The sequence below is a fragment of the Promicromonospora soli genome (assembly GCF_014653785.1).
Classification (GTDB): Bacteria; Actinomycetota; Actinomycetes; order Actinomycetales; family Cellulomonadaceae; genus Promicromonospora; species Promicromonospora soli.
This window is the reverse complement of sequence record NZ_BNAS01000005.1, coordinates 187,090-206,766: the sequence shown is the minus strand read 5'-3', so window position 1 is coordinate 206,766 and position 19,677 is coordinate 187,090. Positions and strand designations below refer to the sequence as shown.

At 70.3% G+C, this 19,677-nt stretch carries 23 protein-coding genes and 1 pseudogene; 12 read left to right on the top strand and 12 right to left on the bottom strand.

Annotation, left to right across the window (positions count from 1 at the left end):
- The first annotated feature begins 84 nt into the window (after positions 1-84).
- On the top strand, positions 85-993 hold the full coding sequence (locus tag IE250_RS17085) for a helix-turn-helix domain-containing protein (protein WP_189670499.1): 909 nt from the start codon (positions 85-87) through the stop codon (positions 991-993).
- A 62-nt stretch (positions 994-1,055) separates the two neighbouring features.
- Here IE250_RS17085 and IE250_RS25070 read toward each other — a convergent pair.
- From IE250_RS25070 to IE250_RS17070, 3 genes and pseudogenes are all read right to left on the bottom strand, one after another.
- Positions 1,056-1,253 (bottom strand): annotated as a pseudogene (locus IE250_RS25070) (phosphotransferase); the annotation flags it as partial.
- A gap of 506 nt (positions 1,254-1,759) precedes the next feature.
- Positions 1,760-2,104: an ArsR/SmtB family transcription factor gene (locus tag IE250_RS17075; RefSeq protein WP_189670498.1), complete on the bottom strand. Its 345-nt coding sequence runs from the start codon at positions 2,102-2,104 to the stop codon at positions 1,760-1,762.
- 13 nt (positions 2,105-2,117) lie between these two features.
- The gene (locus IE250_RS17070) at positions 2,118-3,371 is read right to left on the bottom strand and encodes an MFS transporter (RefSeq protein WP_189670497.1); all 1,254 of its coding nucleotides are present in this window, start codon (positions 3,369-3,371) and stop codon (positions 2,118-2,120) included.
- Positions 3,372-3,539: 168 nt separating this feature from the next.
- On the opposite strand from IE250_RS17070, the gene IE250_RS17065 reads away from it, so the two are divergent.
- The gene (locus IE250_RS17065) at positions 3,540-4,091 is read left to right on the top strand and encodes a universal stress protein (RefSeq protein ID WP_189670496.1); all 552 of its coding nucleotides are present in this window, start codon (positions 3,540-3,542) and stop codon (positions 4,089-4,091) included.
- Between the two features lie 31 nt (positions 4,092-4,122).
- Here the strand turns inward: IE250_RS17065 and IE250_RS17060 are convergent, their stop codons facing one another.
- Complete coding sequence (locus tag IE250_RS17060) at positions 4,123-4,833, bottom strand: haloacid dehalogenase type II (protein WP_189670495.1); 711 nt, start codon at positions 4,831-4,833, stop codon at positions 4,123-4,125.
- 152 nt (positions 4,834-4,985) lie between these two features.
- On the opposite strand from IE250_RS17060, the gene IE250_RS17055 reads away from it, so the two are divergent.
- Together IE250_RS17055 and IE250_RS17050 are read left to right on the top strand one after the other, a co-directional pair.
- Positions 4,986-5,468 (top strand): ferritin-like domain-containing protein, encoded by a 483-nt coding sequence (locus tag IE250_RS17055; RefSeq protein WP_189670494.1) that lies wholly within the window; start codon positions 4,986-4,988, stop codon positions 5,466-5,468.
- Between the two features lie 6 nt (positions 5,469-5,474).
- Positions 5,475-6,332 (top strand): LLM class flavin-dependent oxidoreductase, encoded by an 858-nt coding sequence (locus IE250_RS17050; RefSeq protein ID WP_189670493.1) that lies wholly within the window; start codon positions 5,475-5,477, stop codon positions 6,330-6,332.
- Positions 6,333-6,367: 35 nt separating this feature from the next.
- Here IE250_RS17050 and IE250_RS17045 read toward each other — a convergent pair whose 3' ends face one another.
- From IE250_RS17045 to IE250_RS17035, 3 genes are read right to left on the bottom strand one after another with little or no spacing between them, the layout of a single operon-like run.
- Positions 6,368-6,943: a TetR/AcrR family transcriptional regulator gene (locus tag IE250_RS17045; RefSeq protein WP_189670492.1), complete on the bottom strand. Its 576-nt coding sequence runs from the start codon at positions 6,941-6,943 to the stop codon at positions 6,368-6,370.
- Positions 6,940-7,662 (bottom strand): DsbA family oxidoreductase, encoded by a 723-nt coding sequence (locus IE250_RS17040; RefSeq protein WP_189670491.1) that lies wholly within the window; start codon positions 7,660-7,662, stop codon positions 6,940-6,942. Before IE250_RS17040 ends, IE250_RS17045 begins: the two co-directional genes overlap by 4 nt.
- Entirely contained in the window at positions 7,662-7,826 is a 165-nt protein-coding gene (locus IE250_RS17035; protein WP_189670490.1) for a hypothetical protein, read from the bottom strand. Before IE250_RS17035 ends, IE250_RS17040 begins: the two co-directional genes overlap by 1 nt.
- Positions 7,827-7,879: 53 nt before the next feature.
- On the opposite strand from IE250_RS17035, the gene IE250_RS17030 reads away from it, so the two are divergent.
- Positions 7,880-8,155 carry a thioredoxin family protein gene (locus tag IE250_RS17030; protein ID WP_229872541.1) on the top strand — a complete coding sequence of 92 codons (276 nt, stop codon included), beginning with the start codon at positions 7,880-7,882 and terminating at the stop codon, positions 8,153-8,155.
- Between the two features lie 105 nt (positions 8,156-8,260).
- Here the strand turns inward: IE250_RS17030 and IE250_RS17025 are convergent, their stop codons facing one another.
- Positions 8,261-8,641, bottom strand: coding sequence for a RidA family protein (locus IE250_RS17025; RefSeq protein WP_229872540.1), 381 nt, complete (start codon positions 8,639-8,641; stop codon positions 8,261-8,263).
- Positions 8,642-8,752: 111 nt separating this feature from the next.
- Here IE250_RS17025 and IE250_RS17020 point away from each other — a divergent pair, with 111 nt between their 5' ends.
- The 6 genes from IE250_RS17020 (at position 8,753) to IE250_RS16995 (ending at position 14,503) form a co-directional block, all read left to right on the top strand.
- Entirely contained in the window at positions 8,753-9,124 is a 372-nt protein-coding gene (locus tag IE250_RS17020; protein ID WP_189670488.1) for a winged helix-turn-helix transcriptional regulator, read from the top strand.
- A gap of 101 nt (positions 9,125-9,225) precedes the next feature.
- Positions 9,226-9,828: a hypothetical protein gene (locus IE250_RS17015; protein WP_189670487.1), complete on the top strand. Its 603-nt coding sequence runs from the start codon at positions 9,226-9,228 to the stop codon at positions 9,826-9,828.
- Between the two features lie 123 nt (positions 9,829-9,951).
- A complete protein-coding gene (locus IE250_RS17010; protein WP_189670486.1) occupies positions 9,952-10,449 on the top strand; it encodes a pyridoxamine 5'-phosphate oxidase family protein in 498 nt (165 codons plus the stop codon).
- Between the two features lie 160 nt (positions 10,450-10,609).
- Entirely contained in the window at positions 10,610-11,980 is a 1,371-nt protein-coding gene (locus IE250_RS17005; RefSeq protein WP_189670485.1) for a mechanosensitive ion channel, read from the top strand.
- 153 nt (positions 11,981-12,133) lie between these two features.
- On the top strand, positions 12,134-12,781 hold the full coding sequence (locus IE250_RS17000) for an SDR family oxidoreductase (RefSeq protein ID WP_189670484.1): 648 nt from the start codon (positions 12,134-12,136) through the stop codon (positions 12,779-12,781).
- A gap of 144 nt (positions 12,782-12,925) precedes the next feature.
- Positions 12,926-14,503 carry a hypothetical protein gene (locus IE250_RS16995; RefSeq protein WP_189670483.1) on the top strand — a complete coding sequence of 526 codons (1,578 nt, stop codon included), beginning with the start codon at positions 12,926-12,928 and terminating at the stop codon, positions 14,501-14,503.
- An 84-nt stretch (positions 14,504-14,587) separates the two neighbouring features.
- On the opposite strand, the gene IE250_RS16990 is transcribed toward IE250_RS16995, so the two are convergent.
- The 3 genes from IE250_RS16990 to IE250_RS16980 all read right to left on the bottom strand — a co-directional run bounded on the left by IE250_RS16990 (position 14,588) and on the right by IE250_RS16980 (position 17,844).
- Positions 14,588-15,382, bottom strand: a complete 795-nt coding sequence (locus tag IE250_RS16990) for a hypothetical protein (RefSeq protein ID WP_229872539.1) — start codon at positions 15,380-15,382, stop codon at positions 14,588-14,590.
- 69 nt (positions 15,383-15,451) lie between these two features.
- Positions 15,452-17,317: a serine/threonine-protein kinase gene (locus tag IE250_RS16985; protein WP_189670482.1), complete on the bottom strand. Its 1,866-nt coding sequence runs from the start codon at positions 17,315-17,317 to the stop codon at positions 15,452-15,454.
- 128 nt (positions 17,318-17,445) lie between these two features.
- The gene (locus IE250_RS16980) at positions 17,446-17,844 is read right to left on the bottom strand and encodes a PaaI family thioesterase (protein ID WP_189670481.1); all 399 of its coding nucleotides are present in this window, start codon (positions 17,842-17,844) and stop codon (positions 17,446-17,448) included.
- Positions 17,845-17,927: 83 nt separating this feature from the next.
- Between IE250_RS16980 and IE250_RS16975 the strand changes: the two genes are divergently transcribed.
- Entirely contained in the window at positions 17,928-18,500 is a 573-nt protein-coding gene (locus tag IE250_RS16975) for a TetR/AcrR family transcriptional regulator (RefSeq protein ID WP_189670480.1), read from the top strand.
- Positions 18,501-18,517: 17 nt separating this feature from the next.
- On the opposite strand, the gene IE250_RS16970 is transcribed toward IE250_RS16975, so the two are convergent.
- A complete protein-coding gene (locus IE250_RS16970; protein ID WP_189670479.1) occupies positions 18,518-19,630 on the bottom strand; it encodes a DNA alkylation repair protein in 1,113 nt (370 codons plus the stop codon).
- Between the last annotated feature and the right edge of the window lie 47 nt (positions 19,631-19,677).

Below are 19,677 nucleotides of genomic sequence, written 5' to 3'. Positions count from 1 at the left end.
CTACTTCCCTCAGCCAGAGTCCTCTCGAGCCTGGGGTGTGACAGGGCCCCCTCTGTCTGACGTGCCGGGCCTTGGGTCGGCCTCGTGAGCGCGACGACGAATGCCCTCGGCGCGTACCTGCGAGCGAGGCGCGAGCTCGTGACGCCTCAGCAGGCGGGCATTCCCGACGTGGGGGTGCGGCGTGTGCCCGGGCTGCGGCGCGAGGAGGTAGCCATGCTCGCTGGCATCAGCGCCGACTACTACCTGCGGTTGGAGCGGGGCCGTGATCGCAACCCGTCCGTGCAGGTCCTCGAGTCGATCGCTCGCGTGCTACACCTCGACGACGACCATGTCGCTCACCTGCGGACCTTGGTCGCGGAGGTGCCCCCGCAGCGTCGCCGTCGGCCGCGCGAGGAGACCCCGCCGCCCGGCGCGCTCAAGCTCTTGGAGTCCCTCGTCCAGCCCGCATTCATCGAAGGACGGTACTTCGACATCTTGGCCTCGAACGGTCTGGCCAGAGCGCTCGATCCCGGCCTCGCCGTGGGGGGCAATCAGCTGAGAGACATGTTCCTGGACCCGGCAGAGCAGGCCCTGTATCCGGACTGGGAGGACTACACGGAGTGCTTCGTCGCAAACTTGCGGCAGGCGGTGGGCAACGACATCGACGATCCCCGCTTCATCGATCTTGTCGGAGAGCTTTCACTGGCAAGCGCCCGGTTTCGTGAGCTCTGGGCCCGCCATGAGGTACGTGGGCAGAGCGGCGGGCCGATCCGGATCGATCACGGGCAGATCGGGGAGCTGACCCTGAACCGAGAACGACTGAGCATCGGCGGGGCCGAGGGCCTGATGCTCGTCGTGTACCACCCGGACCCAGGGTCCAGCGACGCCGACAAGCTAGCTCTGGTGGCTTCCGCGGGCCCGCCGGCTTCGCACAAGAACAGGAACTCAGGGACACCTCGGCGTCGCAGCGCTGATGCCCACCCGGCGGGGTCGTACTCACCCGGGATCGCCTGAAGGCCTTGCCACAGCAGAAGGATCTCGAACCATCGCGCCTCGGCGGGACCGAGCGGCCGCACCGACTCGTATCCGGCGCGCAGCGTCCGCCGTACCCCCATCGGCGTCGGCTGCCACTTGGTGAACCGCGTGCCCAGATAGACGCAGGCCTTGGCCAGGTCGTGCACGCGGTGCTCGACCACCACGTCGTCGAAATCGAGGACACCGACGACCTTCGAGTCTCGCATCAGGATGTTGGCTGCCCGGAAGTCGTTGTGCACCCATTAAGGCTCGTCATCGAGCTCAGGCGATCGGGACAGCAGGTCCTTGAGCCGGCGCGACGCCGCTGGCGCCAGTCCGCGGTCTTCGTCCGCCAGCCAGTCATCGATCCGCTCGGTCAACCCCTTCGCTCGCGCTGACATCGGCGACGCGTCGTGATGGCTAGCGCCGAGCGCCCGGTGCAGTTCCGCCAGACTGGCTCCCGCCAACCGGACCGCAGCACGGTTCGCCACGTCCAACCAGTCCCCGGTCAGCTCCGGCAGCACGGTGACGGACAGCGCGCCCGACGGACCCGCCAGGACTACCCGGTCCAGTGATCCCCCATGTCTCACCGAGCACCGTCGCGGTCCAGTCCGTGACCATCCCGAAGCTGTCGAACCCGAATCGTTCCCGGAGCGCGACGTCCGGCTCCACCGACTCCCACAGCATGGACAACCCGAGCGGCAACATCTGCCCGACTGTAGCGGCGTGGGGCATCTGGGTTCGGCGACGACGGCAGGCGAGGTGCTCAGCGGTGGTGCGGCGGGACCTCGTAGATCATGTGCTCGGTGTGCTGCAGGACGCCTGTGACCAGGGCCGCGACATGCTCGTCCGGCTGCCCGTAGTAGATGGTGGTCCCGTCCCGCCGGGAGGTGACCAGGCGGCCGGCGCGCAGCTTCGCCAGGTGCTGTGAGACTCCCGAGCTGGGGCGGCCGAGGGCTTCGGCGATCGCCGTCACCGACATCTCCGTGCCGTTGAGCATGGCGAGGATCGCCAGGCGCGTGCGGTCGGCGAGGAGCCGTAAGACATCGACGGCCTGGTCGAGGTCGGCGTCCGGCGGCGTGGTGCGCTGGGTGGTTGCCACGAAAGTCATCATCGCATCGTGGTCAGCCCACCGTGGCTTCTCGCGGCACGCTGTCCTTGGCTGTCTCGACGGTGGGCCACAGGCGGGCGGCGGCGAGCGTGGCGGCTCCGGCGAGACCTGCCAGGATCAGGGCCGTGGGGCTCAGGCCAGCCGTGCCGAGCCAGCCGGCCAGCGGGTAGGTGATCAGCCAGCAGGCGTGGGACAGGGAGAACTGGGCGGCGAACGCGTCGGGCAGGTCGGCCGGGGGCACGTTGCGACGGATGATCCGGCCCACCGGGGTCTCCACCGTCGACCAGCCCAGGCCGACCAGGAACCAGAGCAGACCCACCGTGACCAGCCCCCATACGGACTGTGCGACGCCGAGCGCGACCGGCGCGAGCCCGACGGCGGTGGTCAGGGCGATGCCGCCGGTGAGCATCACCCGCCGCTCCGGCACACGACGCAGGACGCGGGGGAGCGTGATGGCGGCAGCCATCGAGCCGAGGCCGTTTGCGGCCAGGAGTAGCGGGACGACGTCTTCGCTCTGTCCGAAGGTCGTGCGCACGATCACCACGGTCTGCACGAGCACGAACGCCCCCGCGGCAGCGACGGCGAGGTTCAGCAGCAGGACCGGTCGCAGCGCACCGGTGCGCACGAACAGCTCGGCCCCACGCCGTGCGCGGCTGCCGAAGGGCAGCTGTGGCCGCTCCTCGGCGTCCTCGCCACCCCGACGAGGGACGACGGTGGCGGCGACCAGCAGCGCCGAGCCGGCGAACCCGATCGCCGTCCCGAAGAAGAGCGCCGAGGAGGGCACCAGCAGCAGGAGAGCGGCGGCGAAGATCGGCGACAGGATCGACTCGAGGTCATAGGCCAGTCGCGACAGGGAGAGGGCGACGGTGTAGTCGTCCTCTCGCTTCAGGACGTCGGGGATCACCGACTGGAACGTCGGCGTGAAGGTCGCCGAGGCCGCCTGCATCACGAAGATGAGCACGTACACCTGCCAGACCTCGCCGACGAACGGGAGCGAGGCGGCCACCACGAGGCGCAGAGCGTCCGCGCCGATCAGCACCCACTTTCGCGGCAGCCGCGCGACCGCTGCGGCGGCCAGCGGCGCCACGACCACGTAGGCAACCATCTTGATCGCGAGTGCTGTGCCGAGCACCCCTCCTGCGGCGGCCGGGTTCAGGTCGTAGGCCACCAGGCCCAGGGCGACCGTGGCCAGGCCGGTACCAACCAGGGCCACGACCTGGGCGGTGAAGAGGCGGCGATAGACGGGGTGAGACAGGACGCGCGGCATGCCGCCATCCTGTCCTTATCTGCGTGACTACGCAAATACGCATAGATGCATTAAGCCGAGGGCACGGTTGCGAGCGACCGCGTCGGTGCCAGACTCGACACCGGGCCCTCGAACCGCCGAGATCCCGAGAGCAGCGATCATGGATCCACCACCGTCACCGGGTGCGTCATGAGCAGCCGATCCGTTCCGCAACCGGCCGTCGACCGGATGACGCCGTTCGCGGGCCATCCGGTCGTGGCCGGGGTGGTGCCCGGCCAGCACGAGCTGGTCGCGCTGACCGCGGCTGACTGGGCGCGCGCCGCAGGATCGCCTGCGGTGTACTTCGCCTTCGCCGACACGGCGCGCTACGCGGTCGAGGAGCATCCCGACGGATCGGTGCTCCACGCCCCGATCGACCCGGACGCCGTCGACCATGCCTGGCACGACACCGAGGCCGTGCTGCGTGAGCAGCTGACGCGCGTGCTGCACGCGTCGACCGTGCCATGGGAGTTCCGGTACCTGGCCGGCCGCCCGGACCGGGCGCTGACCCACCTGGCCCGCGCGGTCGACGCCGCGCTCATCGTCGTCGGCACGCGAACGCCCGGCAGCGGTGCGCGGATGCCGGAGTTCTTCGAGGGATCGGTGGCGGTCCACCTGGCCCATCACCAGCACCGGCCGGTCCTGACGGTCCCGCTGAAGGTCGTCGACTGGAAGGAGCTCCGCGCGCCGTGGGCCGGCTGAGCGTGGGCACCGGGGTGGCCATCGCCTCCGACTACTGAACGCTCTCGATCAGGTCGAGCAGCTGCGCGTGCAGGTCCAGGAGGGTCATGGCCTGCAGGTCGAACCTGTCGTCCGGGCGAGCCGGGTCGCCGTCGGCGCGAGGCACGTACGCCGTGCGCAAACCCGCCGCCGCGGCCGCCCGCAGGTCCCAGGCGTGGGCGGCCACCATGAAGGGTGCGGCCGCGCCCGTGGGCGCGCCGGCCAGCGCCAGCGCGTAGATCTGCGGAGCCGGCTTGTACGTGCCCGCGTCCTCGGCGGAGAACGCCTGGTGCCACCGCATCCCGGTATTGGCGCTGAGCCCGGCGAGGACGCGACGGCTCGCGTTCGACAGGGCGAGCACGGTGACATCGGCGGAGAGGAGGTCGAGCCCGGCGACGGTGTCCGGCCAGGGCAGCAGCCACTCGGAAGCGTCGGTGAGCTCGGCGGCGGCGTCGGGCGACAGGAAGCGCTCGCGGACCAGCACGTCCAGGGCTTCGGCGTCCAGCTCGTGACTGGGCGCGAACGCGCGACGGCGCTCGACGATCGCACGCTCCTGCTCGCCGACGTGCCCGAGCCATCGACGGGCCACGTCCGCTGCGACGACGCCCTCGATCCCGGCCACCTCGGCGACGCGCCGTTCCAGGCTCCCGGTCTGATCGACCAGGGTGCCGAGAACGTCGATGACGACGGTCGGCCGGGTGGGTCCGTTCGTCGCAGGCTGCATGATTCCACCGTAATCGAACGCTGGGTGGCCGCCGGTCGGGGCCTGTCGCCGCTGCCGAGCCGACGCCGCGGTTGCCAGTGGGGGCGCCTTCCCTACGGTGGAAAGAGGTCCAGAAACGGGCTTGTGCACTGCTTGCGCGACGGAGGTTCGACATGACAGCTCGCGAGAAGGTCATCGACTGGCTGAACGACGCCCACGCGATGGAGAGGGCCCTGGAAGAGGTCCTGCAGCGGCATGCCAAGGACGCCGAGGGCGAGGCTGAGGTGCAGGCCCGCATCGAACGGCACATCGACGAGACCCGCGGCCAGGCGGAGACGGTGCGCGGCTGCATCGAGTCGCTCGGCGGCGACGTGTCCGGCAGCAAGGACGCGTTCGCCAAGATGTTCGGTGCGATGCAGGGCATGGCCAACCGGCCGATGGCTGACACCATGCTCAAGAACGCCCTCGCCGACTTTGCGGCCGAGCAGTTCGAGATCGCCTGCTATCGAGCCCTCATCGTTGCCTGTCAGGAGATCGGCGAGGAGGACGTCGCCTTCCGCCTGACGGACATCCTGCACGAGGAGGAGTCCATGGCCCAGTTCCTCGACCAGCACCTGCCCGGCGCGGTTCGTGCTGCGCTGGTCGACTCACAGTGATCCGGCGTGGACTACCGAAATGAGCTCAAGTTCGGGTCGTTCATCACGCCGGCGAACGAGAACCCGCAACGGACCGTGGAGCTCGCCGTCGAGTCCGAGCGCGCGGGGCTAGACCTGGTGACCTTCCAGGACCACCCGTATCAGCGGAGGTTCCTCGACACCTGGACGCTCCTGTCATACGTCGCCGCGCGCACCGAACGCGTCTCCCTGGTCCCGAACGTGGCCAACCTGCCGTTGCGCCCGCCCGCCGTCCTCGCGCGTTCGGCGGCCTCGCTCGACGTCCTGACCGGCGGTCGTGTCGAGCTGGGCCTCGGCGCCGGCGCCTTCTGGGACGCCATCGAGGCGATGGGTGGCAGGCGCCTGGCTCCGCGGCAGGCCGTCCAGGCCACGCGCGAGGCGATCGGCGTCATGCACTCCGCCTGGGGACGCGGCCCCGCGCGGGTCGAGGGCGAGTTCTACTGGGCGCGCGGTGCCAAGCCAGGTACCCGCCCGGCCCACGACATCGGGATCTGGCTCGGCGCCTACCGGCCCCGCATGCTCGACCTCACCGGCACTCTCGCCGACGGCTGGCTGCCGTCCATCGGGCGGATGAGCGCGCAGGAGATGACGGACGGGAACGCGCGCATCGACGACGCCGCAGCAGCGGCGGGACGCAACCCCGCGAACGTGGTGCGGATCGCCAACGTCTCGGGTCCGCTGACGCCGCAGGCCGTGCCCCAGTGGGTGGACCAGCTCACGACGCTCACCCTCAGTGAGGGCTTCTCGACGTACATCCTCGACGGCGACGACCCGGCCGGTCTGCGCGTCGTCGGCCAGGAGATCGCGCCCGCCGTCCGCGAGGCCGTAGCCGCCGAGCGGGCCTGACCCTGGATCGGTCCGGTCAGGTCGCGAGGGTGCGGCTACGAGCCGCTGCGCAGGCCGCGCAGGGTGTGCTCGAAGCTCCGGGTGAAGCCCTCGCGGTGCTGCTGGTCGCAGGCGCGGGCGATGATGCCGCGCTCCCAGATCAGCAGGTAGACGTCCTCCGACGTGAGGTCGTCCCGGATCTTGCCGGTGGCCTGGGCCTCGCCGAGGAAGCCGCCGGCGACCCTGTTGGCGTGCTCGCACAGCGCGGCCAGCGGTGCGGAGCCGGGCAGGGCGCGCAGCAGGACGTCGTTGGCGGCGGGCTCGTCGTACTGGAGCAGCCAGATCTGGCGCAGGTAGCTCTCGAACCGTTCGACAGGGTCGTCGATGGCACTGACCTCGGTGATGATGCCCTTGATCCGTTCGGCGACAAGATCCTCGACCACGGCGTCGATCAGCCCCTGCCTACCCCCGAAGCGGTGGTAGATGGTGCCCTTGCTGACGCCCGCGGCGCGCGCTACCTCGTCGAGCGGGCTGTTCAGCCCGTGCGCGCGAAACACGTCGAGGGCAGCCAGGCGGATGCCCTCGACGTTGCGCTGCGCGTCGGCGCGCAGGCGCGGTGTGTCCGAGGTCATCGACCGGCCCCGGCCGCGGTGGTGCCCACGGTCTCAGCCGATCCGACGGTCTCGTCCCAGCTCTTGGTCAGGGCCTGCACGAAGGCCTCGACCGGCTGTGCGCCGGAGACTGCGTACTTGCCGGCGAACACGAAGAACGGCACACCCGTGATGCCGTACTGACGAGCCTGCTCCAGGTCCGCCTCGACGGCCTCGGCGAACTCGTCACTGGCCAGGGCCGAGAGCGCGGCGTCGCGGTCCAGGCCGACGTCGGCGGCCAGGTCCGCGAGGACCTGGTGGTCCGCGACGTTGAGCCCGTCGGTGAAGTACGCCTTGAACAGGCTCTGGACCATCTCGTGCTGCTTGCCCTGCGCGGCGGCGAAGTGGCTGAGCTGGTGCGCGGTGCGCGTGCTCACGGCCTGGGCGCGCTCGAAGTGGTAGTCCAGCCCGATCTGCTTGGCGCGCTCGGTGACCTGGTCGTTCAGCGCCTGCGCCTGCTCGAGCGGCATGCCGTGCTTGGCCGACAGCAGCTCGGCCGGGTTGACCGGGGCGTCGTCGTCGGTCAGCTGCGGCATCAGCAGGAAGCTGTGGTACCGCACGTCCACGCCGGAAGCGTGCGGGAACTTCTCCAGCGCCTGCTCCAGGAGGGTGTCGCCCATGTAGCAGAACGGGCACATCACGTCGCTCCACACATCGACCACGAGCCGGTCAGCGGCCTGGCCGAACGCCTCGCCCGCCATCAGGAGCACTCTCCGTCCAGGCCGCAGACGCCGAACGCCTCGCCCGTGGGGAGGAGCTCGAACGGTGACGGGGTGGTCGAGCCGCCGTCGACGGTCTCGGGGGTCTGCTTCGGCGGGGCTTCGGCCACGAGGACCGGCTCCGCGAACGCGTTACTTGACGTCATGGTCAAGAACCATAGGATAAGTTGATTAGGCCGTCAAGATGATGGGATGCGGGATGTCCACCGTGCAGTTCGAGCTGTTCACGTCCGCCTTCTGCGGCCCGTGCCATCACGCGCGCGCCGTCGTCACGGAGGCCGCGCGCCTGATCCCCGGCGCGACGGTGGTCGAGCACGATGTCGCTCACGAGACGGACCTGGCCGAATCGCTCGACATCCGCTCGACGCCGACCGTCCTCATCCGGGATGCCGACGGTCTCGAGGCGTTTCGGGCCGGGGCCATCCCGAGCGTTGCTCACGTGCTCGTCGCCGCGGACAGGGTGCTCCAAGTCTGAGCGTCTGAGACCGACGCCGGCGGTTGGTCCGCAGCCAGCACGCGATCTGGCATGGAACCAGCGGCTGGAGCATGCCAGATCGCGTTCTGGAAGCGGACATCAGACCTAGTCCAGGACCGCGAACGCCTCGACCTCGACGAGCACGTCGGGTTCGAACAGGTAGTCGACGCCGATGAGCGAGACGGGCGGGAGCGGCTGCGGGATCCCGAGCTCCTCGGTGACGGCAGCCAGGCCCGCCATGAAGTCGTCGATCTTCTCGGGGCTCCAGTGCGTGACGAAGAACCGCAGCCGCACGACGTCGGAAAAGGTCGCGCCGGCGCCGGCGAGGCCGCGCGCCGTGTTGCGCAGGGCCTGTGCCACCTGGCCGGCGAGGTCGTCGGTCGCGATGTGGTTCCCCTCGGCGTCGCGCGCGATCTGGCCGGCCACGTGCACCTGGCGGCTGCCCGTGCCGATGGAGACGTGGTGGTAGGGAACGGGCTGAAGCATGCCCTCGGGGGTAAGTAGCTGGACGGCCATGGGTGGTCCCTTCACTGGTTGGCTAGCAGGTATCTCATGTATACGTGGTGTACGAAGGGAACTTCAACTAGACTAGGTTTCATGCCGGATACCACGGAGCCCGCAGAGCGCATCCAGATCGCCCCGCAGCACCGCGAGCTGCTCGACCAGGTGCTGGACAAGTGGTCGCTGCAGGTGCTCGAGGAGCTGTGCGAGCAGCCTCTGCGGTTCAACGAGCTGCGTCGAGCGATTCCCGTCGTGACGCAGAAGTCGCTCACGGCGACGCTTCGGCGTCTCGAGCGCAACGGGATGGTCGATCGCGTGATCACGAGCTCGCGCCCGATCGCCGTCGAGTACCGCATCTCGCAGGTCGGCAGGACCATCCAGGACCTGATCGACGCGCTGTTCGACTGGAGCGCCGAGAACATGCCCGACGTCGAGCGGGCGCGCGCGAGGTTCGACGACGAGGGCTGAACCCGGACGAGAACCGCCGCCCGGCCGTTTGCGCCAGGTACCTGCGCGATCTCCTAAGATGGTCGCGACAATTGGTGCAAACTGACCTAGGGGCAGCTTCGGTGTCATCGGACTCTTCCACGAGCCTTCGGGTTGCCTGGATCGGCGCAGGGGCTGTCGTTCTGGCAGCGGTGATCGGCCTGTTCACCGGGACGGTGGAGGTGCCCGTGCTGTCCGGCAGCCCCACGTCGACCGACCTGCAGGAGCAGGTGGCGGACCTCACGGCGTCGAAGAGGTCGCTCGAGGCCCAGAACGAGGCTCTTGTCGAGAAGATCGACGAGCTTTCCGCCAAGCAGGCCGAGTCGGAGACGTCCGCGGGTTCTGATTCCACCGCGGCGCCCGACGGCGAGATCACTATCAACAACTACACGTGCATCGACCTCGACAGCGAAGAGGCCGACTGGGGGGCCATCGACTACGGCGACGGCGGCGACCTGTGTTACTCCGACTACCTCCGCGGCGACAGGCTCTCGGTCCTTGACGATGAGCCGACCTACGACATATGCAGCAGCCAGACGCAGTTCGACGAAAGCATTCGCGAGGTCGCGACGCTGCTCGACAGGTACGTCTGCGTGACGTCCGACGCCGACCGGCTCGTCAGCGTGCACGTCACCGCAGCGTCGTCGCGCGCGATGTCGTTCGAGATCACCAAGCTGGAGTCGTAAGCCGGGCCGGGCGCGCCGGCACTCCGCCGCAGCCGCCAGGTCTCGGATGTCGAGAACGTGACGCCGGCTCCGTCCCAGGGTTATCAGCGGCCAAGGAGAGCCGCCCCGACAGCTGGAGTCACCATGAACCAGAACGAGATCGCCGAGATCCTGAATCGGCCGCACAGCCAAGAGCTGCTGGCCCGCGACATCACCCGGCTGGCCTATGTCGCCAAGGACGGCACGCCCCGCAACGTTCCGATCGCGTTCGTCTGGAACGGCTCGGAGATCGTCATGTGCACGACGAAGAACGCTCCGAAGCTTCCGTCACTGCGCGAGAATCCGATGGTTGCCCTGACGATCGACACCGAGGTGCACCCGCCCAAGATTCTGCTGATTCGCGGTCGGGCGGAGCTGGACGTGGTGGACGGCATCCCGGACGAGTACCTGACGATGAATACGAGCTACGAGATGACGGCTGAACAGCGGGTCGAGTGGGAGAAGGAGATCCGTTCGCTCTACGACGGCATGGTCCGGATCGTCGTGACCCCCACCTGGGTGAAGCTGATCGACTTCGAGTCGACCTTGCCGAGCGCTGTCGAGGAACTGGTCCGGGAGCGGGAGACGCGTCAGCGTGTGTGAGCGGCGCCCATTCGGGTTGACCAGTTAATTCATCGAGATCGTCCTTTCGCGCTACAAGTAGCGAGCGAGAGAAACGTGGGTAACGTCCATCTTGTGCGGCGTGCCGCTGTGCATCGATGCCTGAACGGGCGCCGTGATCCGTTCCAGGGAGGACGTCGAGATGGACATCGCAGAAGATTATGACTGGGCCGGGATCTTAGGGACGGTACTCATCGTCATCCTGATCCTCGTCGTCACGTGGATCGTCGCCCGCTTGGTCCGATGGGCCGTCGCCAAACTGGTGGCGCGTATCGGATTCCTGCAGCGTGAGGGGGCCGACGGCCGCGCAGTCGGGAACTCGATCGGGCAGATCGTCGCGCTCCTGATCTGGTTGTTCGGCCTGATCGCCGTGCTCCAGGTGCTCCAGCTCGAACAGGTGCTAGGTCCGCTTCAGGGCATGCTCGAGACGATCATGGACTATCTGCCGAACATCATTGGTGCGGCGGTCGTGTTCTTCATCGGCTACCTCATTGCCAAGATTGTCAAGCAGATCCTGGTGGCCGCCCTCGGGGCCGTCAACTTCGCCCGCGTCTTCGGCCGGGCCAGGTCCGCAGCCGCCCGGACAACAGGGACCGAAGAGAGCACTGTCGACCCGGTGACGGGCGAATACACCACCACGGAAAGCGCCACCGAGCTCGAGGACCGCGAGACCAACGCCCGCATTGGTTCGGTCGTCGCCAACCTGGTGTTCGCTGTGATCATCGTCGTCGTGGCCATCGCGGCGCTGCAGGTCCTCGGCATCTCGGCGATCTCCGATCCTGCCACGGAAATGCTCACGCTGATCCTCGAGGCGATCCCGGCGATCATCGCGGCGCTGATCATCCTCGCTATCGGCTACCTCATCGCGAAGTTCGTCGGCGACCTGCTGGAGAGCACGCTGCAGGGCATCGGCACCGACCGCGCGGCCCGGGATATCGGGGTCTCGACCGGTCGCGTCAGCCCGTCGACGATCATCGGGAAGATCGCCCAGGTCGCGGTGATGGTCTTCTTCGCGATCATGGCCGCGCAACTGCTGGGCTTCGGGGAGATCACCGACATCCTCAACGAGGTGCTCGGACTGGCCGGCCGGGTCCTGTTCGGCGGCGCGATCATCGCCGCGGGCTTCTTCCTGGCCAACCTCGTCAGCCGCGCGATCGGCTCGAGCACAGCCGCCACGATCGTCCGATACGCCACGATCGTCTTGTTCGTGTTTATCGGCCTGCAGTACATGGGCCTCGCGGACTCGATCATCAACCTGGCGTTCGGCTCGATCGTCGTCGGTGCGGCTCTGGCCGCCGCCCTGGCCTACGGCCTGGGTGGTCGCGACGTCGCGCACCGGTCGCTGGAGAGGCTGGAGCGCAGGATTGAGGCATCGCCGGCCTCGCCGTCGATGTCAACAGGTGCGCACACGACGACGCCTCCGACGACGCCGCCGCCTACGACGCCGCCTCCTACGACGCCGCCCCCGACGACGCCTCCGACGCCGCCGCCTCCGCGTGGTCCCGCCTACTGACGTAGGCCGGAGCACCCGCTCCGCACCGCGGACACCCGTCCGCGGTGCGGAGCGTTTTTCAGCCACCGTCAGATCGAGCCACTCCGCGACAGCCGAGGGAGTCGCGCCGTCGTCCGGCATAGCCTGGAGCCGAACCTGACGGAAGGAAGCACCATGTCCCGCGTCCTGATCATCGGCGGCCACGGAAAGATCGCGCTCCGGCTCGCGCCCCTGCTCGTGGAGCGAGGTGACGTCGTCACCAGCGTGATCCGCAATCCCGACCACCAGGACGAGGTTGCCGCCACGGGAGCGATCCCGTTGATCGCCGACGTCGAGCACCTCGACGCCGCCGGGCTCGCCGACGTCGTGCAGGGGCATGACGCCATCGTCTGGTCGGCGGGCGCAGGCGGCGGCAACCCGGCGCGCACCTATGCCGTGGACCGGGATGCCGCCGTCCGCTCCATGGACGCCGCGAAGGCGGCGGGTGTCGATCGCTACGTGATGGTGTCCTACCTCGGCGCGGGGCCGGACCACGGCGTGCCCGAGGACAGCTCGTTCTTCGCCTACGCGGAGGCGAAGACCGCGGCCGACGAGCACCTGCGCGCCTCCGGGCTCGACTACACGATCGTCGCTCCGGGCCCGCTCACGCTGGACGAGCCCACGGGACTCATCGAGGTGGCGAACCCCGGCGACGGCCGCGTCTCGCGCGCCGACGTCGCCGGGGTGATCGCCGCGGTCCTGGCGGACGACAGCACGGTCGGGCGCACCATCGCCTTCGGCAACGGCGGTACGCCGATCGCGGAGGCGATCGCCGCCGTCTGAGTCCTTGGTTGTGGGCGTGATCGTTGCGATGACATGCCTGTTTTAGGCGCAACGATCACGCCCGCAACCAAGTCGTCCTCCGGGAGGGGTCCCCGTCGGTCCACGTTCCACTGGGTGCGGACCTGACGACCGAAGGAGCGCCCCATGGACCCCGAGAACGGCCCGTACCCCGCACGGAACGAACGGCCCGAACCCGACCTGGTCGCGGTGCTGCTCGGCAACGCGACCCTGCTCGGCCTCGGCTACATATATCTGCGGCGCTGGGGCCTCGCCCTGCTCGCGCTGGCCGGCACCGCGCTGCTGGTCATCGTTCTCGCGGCCGCCGCCGGTTCGGCCGCGGCGGTGACGGCGCTCGCGGTGTGGTGGGCGGCCATGGTCGCGCACGCTTGGTGGCTCGCGCGCCGCGCACGCTCGGCGGCCGGGCCGGCGGCCGCCGTCGGAGCAGCGGCAGTCATCACGGAGGGCCCGGGGCGGACGCGGTCGTGGCCCCGGCGCATCGTGGCGGGCGCCGTCGTGGTGGCGCTGGCCGCGACCGTCGTCGGGCTGCGGGTCGGCACGGCGCAGACGGTGCACGACGCCGCCGACGCCCACGCTGCGGGTGACTGCGAGCGGGCGACCAAGCTGCTGGACCGCCTCGGGCCCACCGACCGTGTGGTCTACGGCTCGAAGGCGCTTGAGGGTGCGGCGGACCTGGAGGCGTGCGGGCTCCTGCTCGACGCGCTCGCGCTCGGCGAGCAGGACCCGCCGCAGCCGGAGGAGGCCGCCGCGGCCGTCGCGACTTACATGGAACACCCCAGCGCGCTGTGGGAGGGGGCAGGGCCCCGACGGGCCGAGTACCTGCTCGACGACGCGTACGTCTCCGGCCAGGTCGACGAGCGGGCGCTGGAGGCCGGCTTCGAACAGCTCACGACGACGCTGGACACGACCCCGAGCCAGGCAGGCCCGGTGGAGTCCGTCGCGGAGGCCTTCCTGGCCGACCTCGCCGAGGACCCGGACGACTGCGCGGCCCGGGACGTCGTCGAGTGGGTCGACGGCCAGGACTGGTCGGCGCCGGAGCTGGCCGGGCCGGTCGCCGCGGCGTCGGGCGAGGTGCCGAGGCGCGTCCTCGAGTGCGCGCGGACCCTGGCGGCCACGGGCCGGCTGAAGGTGGCACGCCACACCTACGAGGCGTTCCTGCGCGACTTCCGCACCGACCGGAGGGCGGACGCCGCCTCCGGCGAGCTGTACGACGTGGTCACCGGCCTGCAGCGCCGGAATGTCCGGGACCTGCTGAGCGCCGGCCGGTACTGCTCGAACCCTCAGCCGTACCGGGACGCGTCGCCGTACCGGGGTGGCGGCACGAACCCGATGCGGGTGTTCGGCATCAGCCCGGCCACGCACGGCTTCCCGCGCTCCTGGCGGGCGCACGACCTGGACGACATGGTGCTCGTGGCGTGCGTCGACGGGCCCCGGAAGGGGAGCTACCAGGACACCTGCCTGTACGAGGACGACCTGAACCCCTTCGGGTCCGACGTGAGCTTCTACGCCAGCCGGTTCGACGTGCAGCTCTACGAGGTCCGGACCGGCCGGAAGGTCGCGGACTTCTCGGACGAGTTCGGCGAGCCGTGCCCGCCGAGCATCCTGGTCGAGTCGTACACGAGCTACTTCAGCCCACCCGGCTGGAAGCGCTCGTCGGTGACGTCCGCGGAGATCCGCGGGATGTTCGAGAACTACCAGAGCTGAGCGTTCGCCGCGCTCGCGCTCGTTGGTCGAGCTTGTCGAGACCCAGGGTCTCGACAAGCTCGACCAACGGTGGCAGCGGTCGGGTCAGAGGTCTTCGAGCAGCAGGACGTCCGGCGGCACCAGGGTGCGGGTCTGCAGCAGCTCCGTGATCAGGTTGTGGTTGAGCATGTTGCCCACCGGCTCCCCGACCTCCTCGCGGGTCAGCCCGGGCACGCCCGCGCGGGACAGCCGATGCCGGACGCCCGACACGAGGTGCTCGACGCGCTTGCCGCTCCACTGCTCGCCCGGCCGCAGCGCGCTGAGGTCGACGGCGACCTGCTGCCAGGTGCAGGGCTGCGGGTAGGCCTCGTGCAGCAGGTACTTCTGCGCGAGCGAGATCAGCGCCAGCCGCTCGTCGGCGCGGAGCTTCCACGGCTTGTCCCGCAGCGTCGCGGCGTCGGGCGCCGGGCGAGGCAGGCGCCCGTCCTCGCCGGCCACGTACAGCTCGAGGAGGTGTCGGCGTCGCGCCGTGCCGTTGACGAACACCGGCGTGTACCCCGCGTCGACGGGGTAGGGATCGTCCTCGGGGAAGAGCGTCATGGAACGCGGGAGCTGGAGCGCCCGGTGCCCGGTGTTGGCGAGCCACCACTGGCCCTCGCGGAACGTGACCGTGCCCTGGTTGCGGCTGATCCGCAGATCGTCCTCGCCGACGCACACGTGCACCTCGGGGCGGTTGCGCCCGAACACCACGGTGCGCTCTTCCCGTGCCCCGAGCCGGATGCCGCCGGACACGGAGAGGGCGTAGATCGTGCCCGGCTTCGACGTCGGAACGCCGAAGGCCAGGCTCGCGTGGCTGGCGGAGAGCGGTTCCGTGCCCTCCATCTGCGGGATGTCTGTCATGGCGACCTCCAAGTGCTCCCGTCGCGAGCCTGGCATGCCAACCCCGGGACCCCTCCCGACGCCTTCCGGTCAGGACGTCGCGGGTAGCGCGGCGGCCACCGGTTCGACGATGTCCAGGGCGAGAGCGCAGAGTTCGTCGACAGTCTCGTCACCGCCGGCCTCGAGCTGGAACCGGACCAGCTCCGCGACGGTGTCGTCGTCGCCGTCGGCGCTGGGTGCGACGCGGTTCACCACGGAGACCAGGCACGAGTCCTCGGACCACGAGTCGCCCTCGTTGAACACCTCGTGCCCGCTGAAGACGAAGCGCTCGCCGTCGTCCGCCGTGAGGGGGTCGCTGTGCTGGAACAGCACGCGCAGCCCCTTGCCGTCGTCGGTCGTCCACCGGCACTCCCACTCGGCGAACCCGACGACGGGGCGGGCTGCGTCGACGCCGGGCAGACGCTCGAGCGGCTCCCCGGCGAGCAGGTCGCACACGCTCTGCGTGTAGAGCGAGCCTGCGGCGGGGACCTGCTCACGGCGGGGGATCTCGCCCTCGCCCAGCACCGCGGTGGTGTGGTTCAGGGTCGCGTCGGCGAGGGCGCACAGGTCGTCGACGTCGCCCGACTGCCGCTCGGCGTCGAGCGAGATGTTGTAGTCGCCGCCGGGTAGGAAGAGCTCGCGGCTGCACTCCTCGGGCAGCTCGCTCTCGTCGTTCACCACGGTGATCCTGCCGACCCGCCGGTTCGGCTCGGCCGGCTCCTCGTTGTTGTGCCAGATCTTGATGCTCACCTCGGTCACGGCGCCGTCGGCGCCCGTCACGAAGATGTCGCAGCGGTTCAGCTCGCCGTTGTCGGTGTCGAGCCGGGTCAGGCCGAACGCGCCGAGCGCCCCGGCGTCCAGGAGAGCGCACGGGTCGGCGGTCGCGGGGACGCCGACGATGCCGGCGCTCTCCCCGGTCGCGCCGGCGGGGGAGCCGGTTGCACCATCGCCGCTGCCCGCGCTCGGGCCCGCGACGGGCGCCCCGTCACCCTGCGCCTGGCCGCGGTCCAGGGAGAACCACACGGCCGTGGCTATCACTGCCACCAGCACGACGGCGGCGCCGGCCGCGGGGGCCCACCCGGGACGCCGGGTCCGCCTCGTCGGCTCCGGTCCGACGCCCGCCGTCGGGTCGCCGGCCAGCACCGCCAGCTCCTGCCGCGCCTGCCGGAGCCGCGGCCGGTCGCCGGGCTTCTTGGCCAGCATGCGCAGCAAGACCGGCGCCATGGCGCCGGCCCTCGTGGGCGGCTGGACCTCCTCGGAGACGGTCTTCCACAGCAGGGCGTGCGCGTTGTCGTCGCCGAACGGCGAAGTGCACTCGAGCGTGTAGTACAGGGTGGCGCCGAGCGACCAGACGTCGGCGGCCTCGGTGAACCGCCCGCCCTTGGCCACCTCGGGCGCGAGATAACCCGGAGTTCCGGTGAGTGCGCCGGTGGCGGTGACCGTCTCGTCGTTGTGCAGCGGGCGGGAGATGCCGAAGTCGGCGAGCTTCGCGAACCCGTCGTTCGTCACCAGGACGTTCGCGGGCTTGACGTCTCGGTGCAGGACGCGGTGTGTGTGCACCGCCTCCAGGCCGCCGGCGAGCTGGGCACCGTAGCGCGCGGCCTCCTCGACCGATACCCGTCCGGACTCGGAGAGCGGCCGCCCGGCCACATACTCCATGACCACCCACACCTCGCCGTCGTCGTCGACCACGTCGTGCACGGCGACCACGTGCGGGTGGTTGATCCGCGCGAGGACCTCGGCCTCGCGGCGGACCCGGTCGGCGCCGTCGTCATCGCCGTCGTAGCGCGTGCGCTTGAGCGCCACCGGCCGCTCGTGCAGCCTCAGGTCGGCGGCGCGCCACACCTCTCCGTGGCCGCCCGCCCCGAGTCGCTCCTCAAGCCGGTACCGGCCGCCGACAATCTGCCCGGTGTGCACCTGTCGCTCTCCCCCATCGACTGACAAGCCCGTCCGTTGCGCTGTGCTGGAACGACGCTAGTGCACGGTGACGTGGGAGAACAGCGGGTGACTCCGGGTGTCGGGACCCCTCCCGGGCGCGGTCCCGACTACGCCGGGTAGACCAGCCGCACGGTCTGGAGCACGTGCACACACAGCGCGCCCGACTCGTCGGTGACCTTGACCTCGACGAGAACCTGCCTGCTGCTCGACGTGATCGGTCTGGCCGTGGCGGTGGCCTGCCCCACGACGGGACGCAGGAAGTGGGTGGTGGAGTCGACGGTCGCGGGCAGGGCGCCCGGCTCGCCGTTGACCGAGGCGCAGACGGCGGCCGTGCCGTCGGCCAGCCCCATCAGGGCCCCGCCGTGCAGGCCGCCGCCGACCGTCGACAGCGGCTGCGCGAACGGCAGGCGCCCGACGACGGCCTCCGGCGCGATCTCGTCGAGCCGAATGCCGAGCGTCCTGACGAACGGCGCCGCCGCGTAGACCTCGTCCTGGGTCAGCGTCATCGGGGCTTCCTCTCTGCGATGTGTTTGTAGAGATTTGTCTCTAGAGACGGGACTCTAACCAGGTGCTGGAGTACCGTCAACGCATGCCCCGCCCGACCCACGACACCTCTACGATCCTCGACGCGGCGGGCCGGATCCTCGGGGCGGAGGGCCTGGCGAAGGTCACGATGGCGGCGGTCATCCGCGAGGCCGGTGTGCCGAGCGGATCGCTCTACTACCGCTTCCCCGACCGTCCGGCGCTGCTCGCCGCCCTGTGGAACCGCGCGATCGAGAGCTACCACCGCGACGCGTACCCGCTGTTCGAGGGCGACCCGGTCGAGGCGGCGGCCGCGCTCGCCGCCTACACCGTGCGGTGGTGCGAGGCGGAACCCGCGCACGCGCACGTGCTGCTCGCGGGCCGGTCCCGGTTCGACGCCGACGCGTGGCCTGACGCGGCTCGCCAGGCGGAGGCGGCCGAGAGCGTGCGCTGGAACCAGTCGATCCGGGGGCTGACGCGTCGGCTACGGGCCGAGACGTCGGTGCCGATCACCGAGATCCTCCTGGTCGTCGTCGACCTGCCCTATGGCGCCGTGCGGCGGTACCTGGGCGGCGACACCCCGATCCCGGCGGACCTCGCCGAGGTGGTCGCCGGCATCGTGCGGACGTCGCTGCGCTGACAGGCCGGGTTTCTCCGTCAGACGCCGGTCGGCGCGTCCAGCTCGAACGTCGCCCGGTCCGTGGCCACGCCGTTGATCTGCAGCGTGACGGCGTGCGGGCCCGGGTAGTAGCGGCGCGTGGTGATCGGCCGGAACGAGTGCTCGCGGCTGATCTGGAGCTGCTCACCCGGCGCGAGCGTCCGGGTCGTCAGCTTGAACGTCTTGGCGGTCTGCGAGCCGTTCGCCTTCCGGTGGTGCACCACGTAGTCGATGGACAGCCGGGCCTGCTCGGCGCTGACATTGCGGACCGCTGCCGTGAACCGGACGGTGCCGCCGAACGGTACCCGGGCGGCGCCGAGCACCGGGCCGTCGATCTCGAGGGAGGCGGGGCCGAACCCGAGCAGCTCGAGGGCGCCCGGGTGCCCGCGCTTGATGAGCGTCCGGAGCGCGTGCCGGACGAGGCCCGGCGTCGTCGTGGCTGGATCCGCGAGCCAGCGCCCGGCCGTCGCGACAACGAGCTCCGGGTGGTCGCGGCTGAGGTCGTTGAGGTGGTTCGCGACCGACCGGCGCACGTAGTCGCTCTCGTCCCGGTACAGGGCGTCGAGGACGGGCACCGTCACGTCGGGACGGGCCAGGATCTCCGGCACCCGGACGGCCCAGGGCAGGTACGGGCGGGTGCCCTCGCTGGCCAGGCGGCGTACGTCGACGTCGTCGGAGCCGGCCCAGGCCGCGACCGCGCCGATGGCGCGATCCAGGTCGTGCCGCAGGAGCGTGCGAATCGCGAACTCGGCGGAGAGGCGGCCGGTGAGATCGGCCAGTAGCGCCATGGCGTCGTCGAAGGCCGCATCCGTGTTCTCCTCGACGGCCCGGGCTGCGACGGCGCTGGTGACCGGCCAGATCAGCCAGCCGCCGAACGGCGCCGCGCCGGCGCGTGCCGTCCGGACCACGAGGGCGAGGTCCTCGTACGAGCCCGGCAGGTCGGCGAGCAGCGCGTCACGCAGGAGGTCCGCCCGCTCGCGCAACGAGAGGTCGCCGAGCCGGCCGACCGTCTCCGGTAGCGCGCGCAGGACCACGTCCGGGGCAGCGGCCCGCACAGCCTCGGTCAGGGCGGTGGCCGTGCTGTCACTGATGAGCTCGTCGGCGAACGGCATGGGTACTCCTCGTTGAACGGCGGTGTGTCAGAGGCTCGGGTCACCAT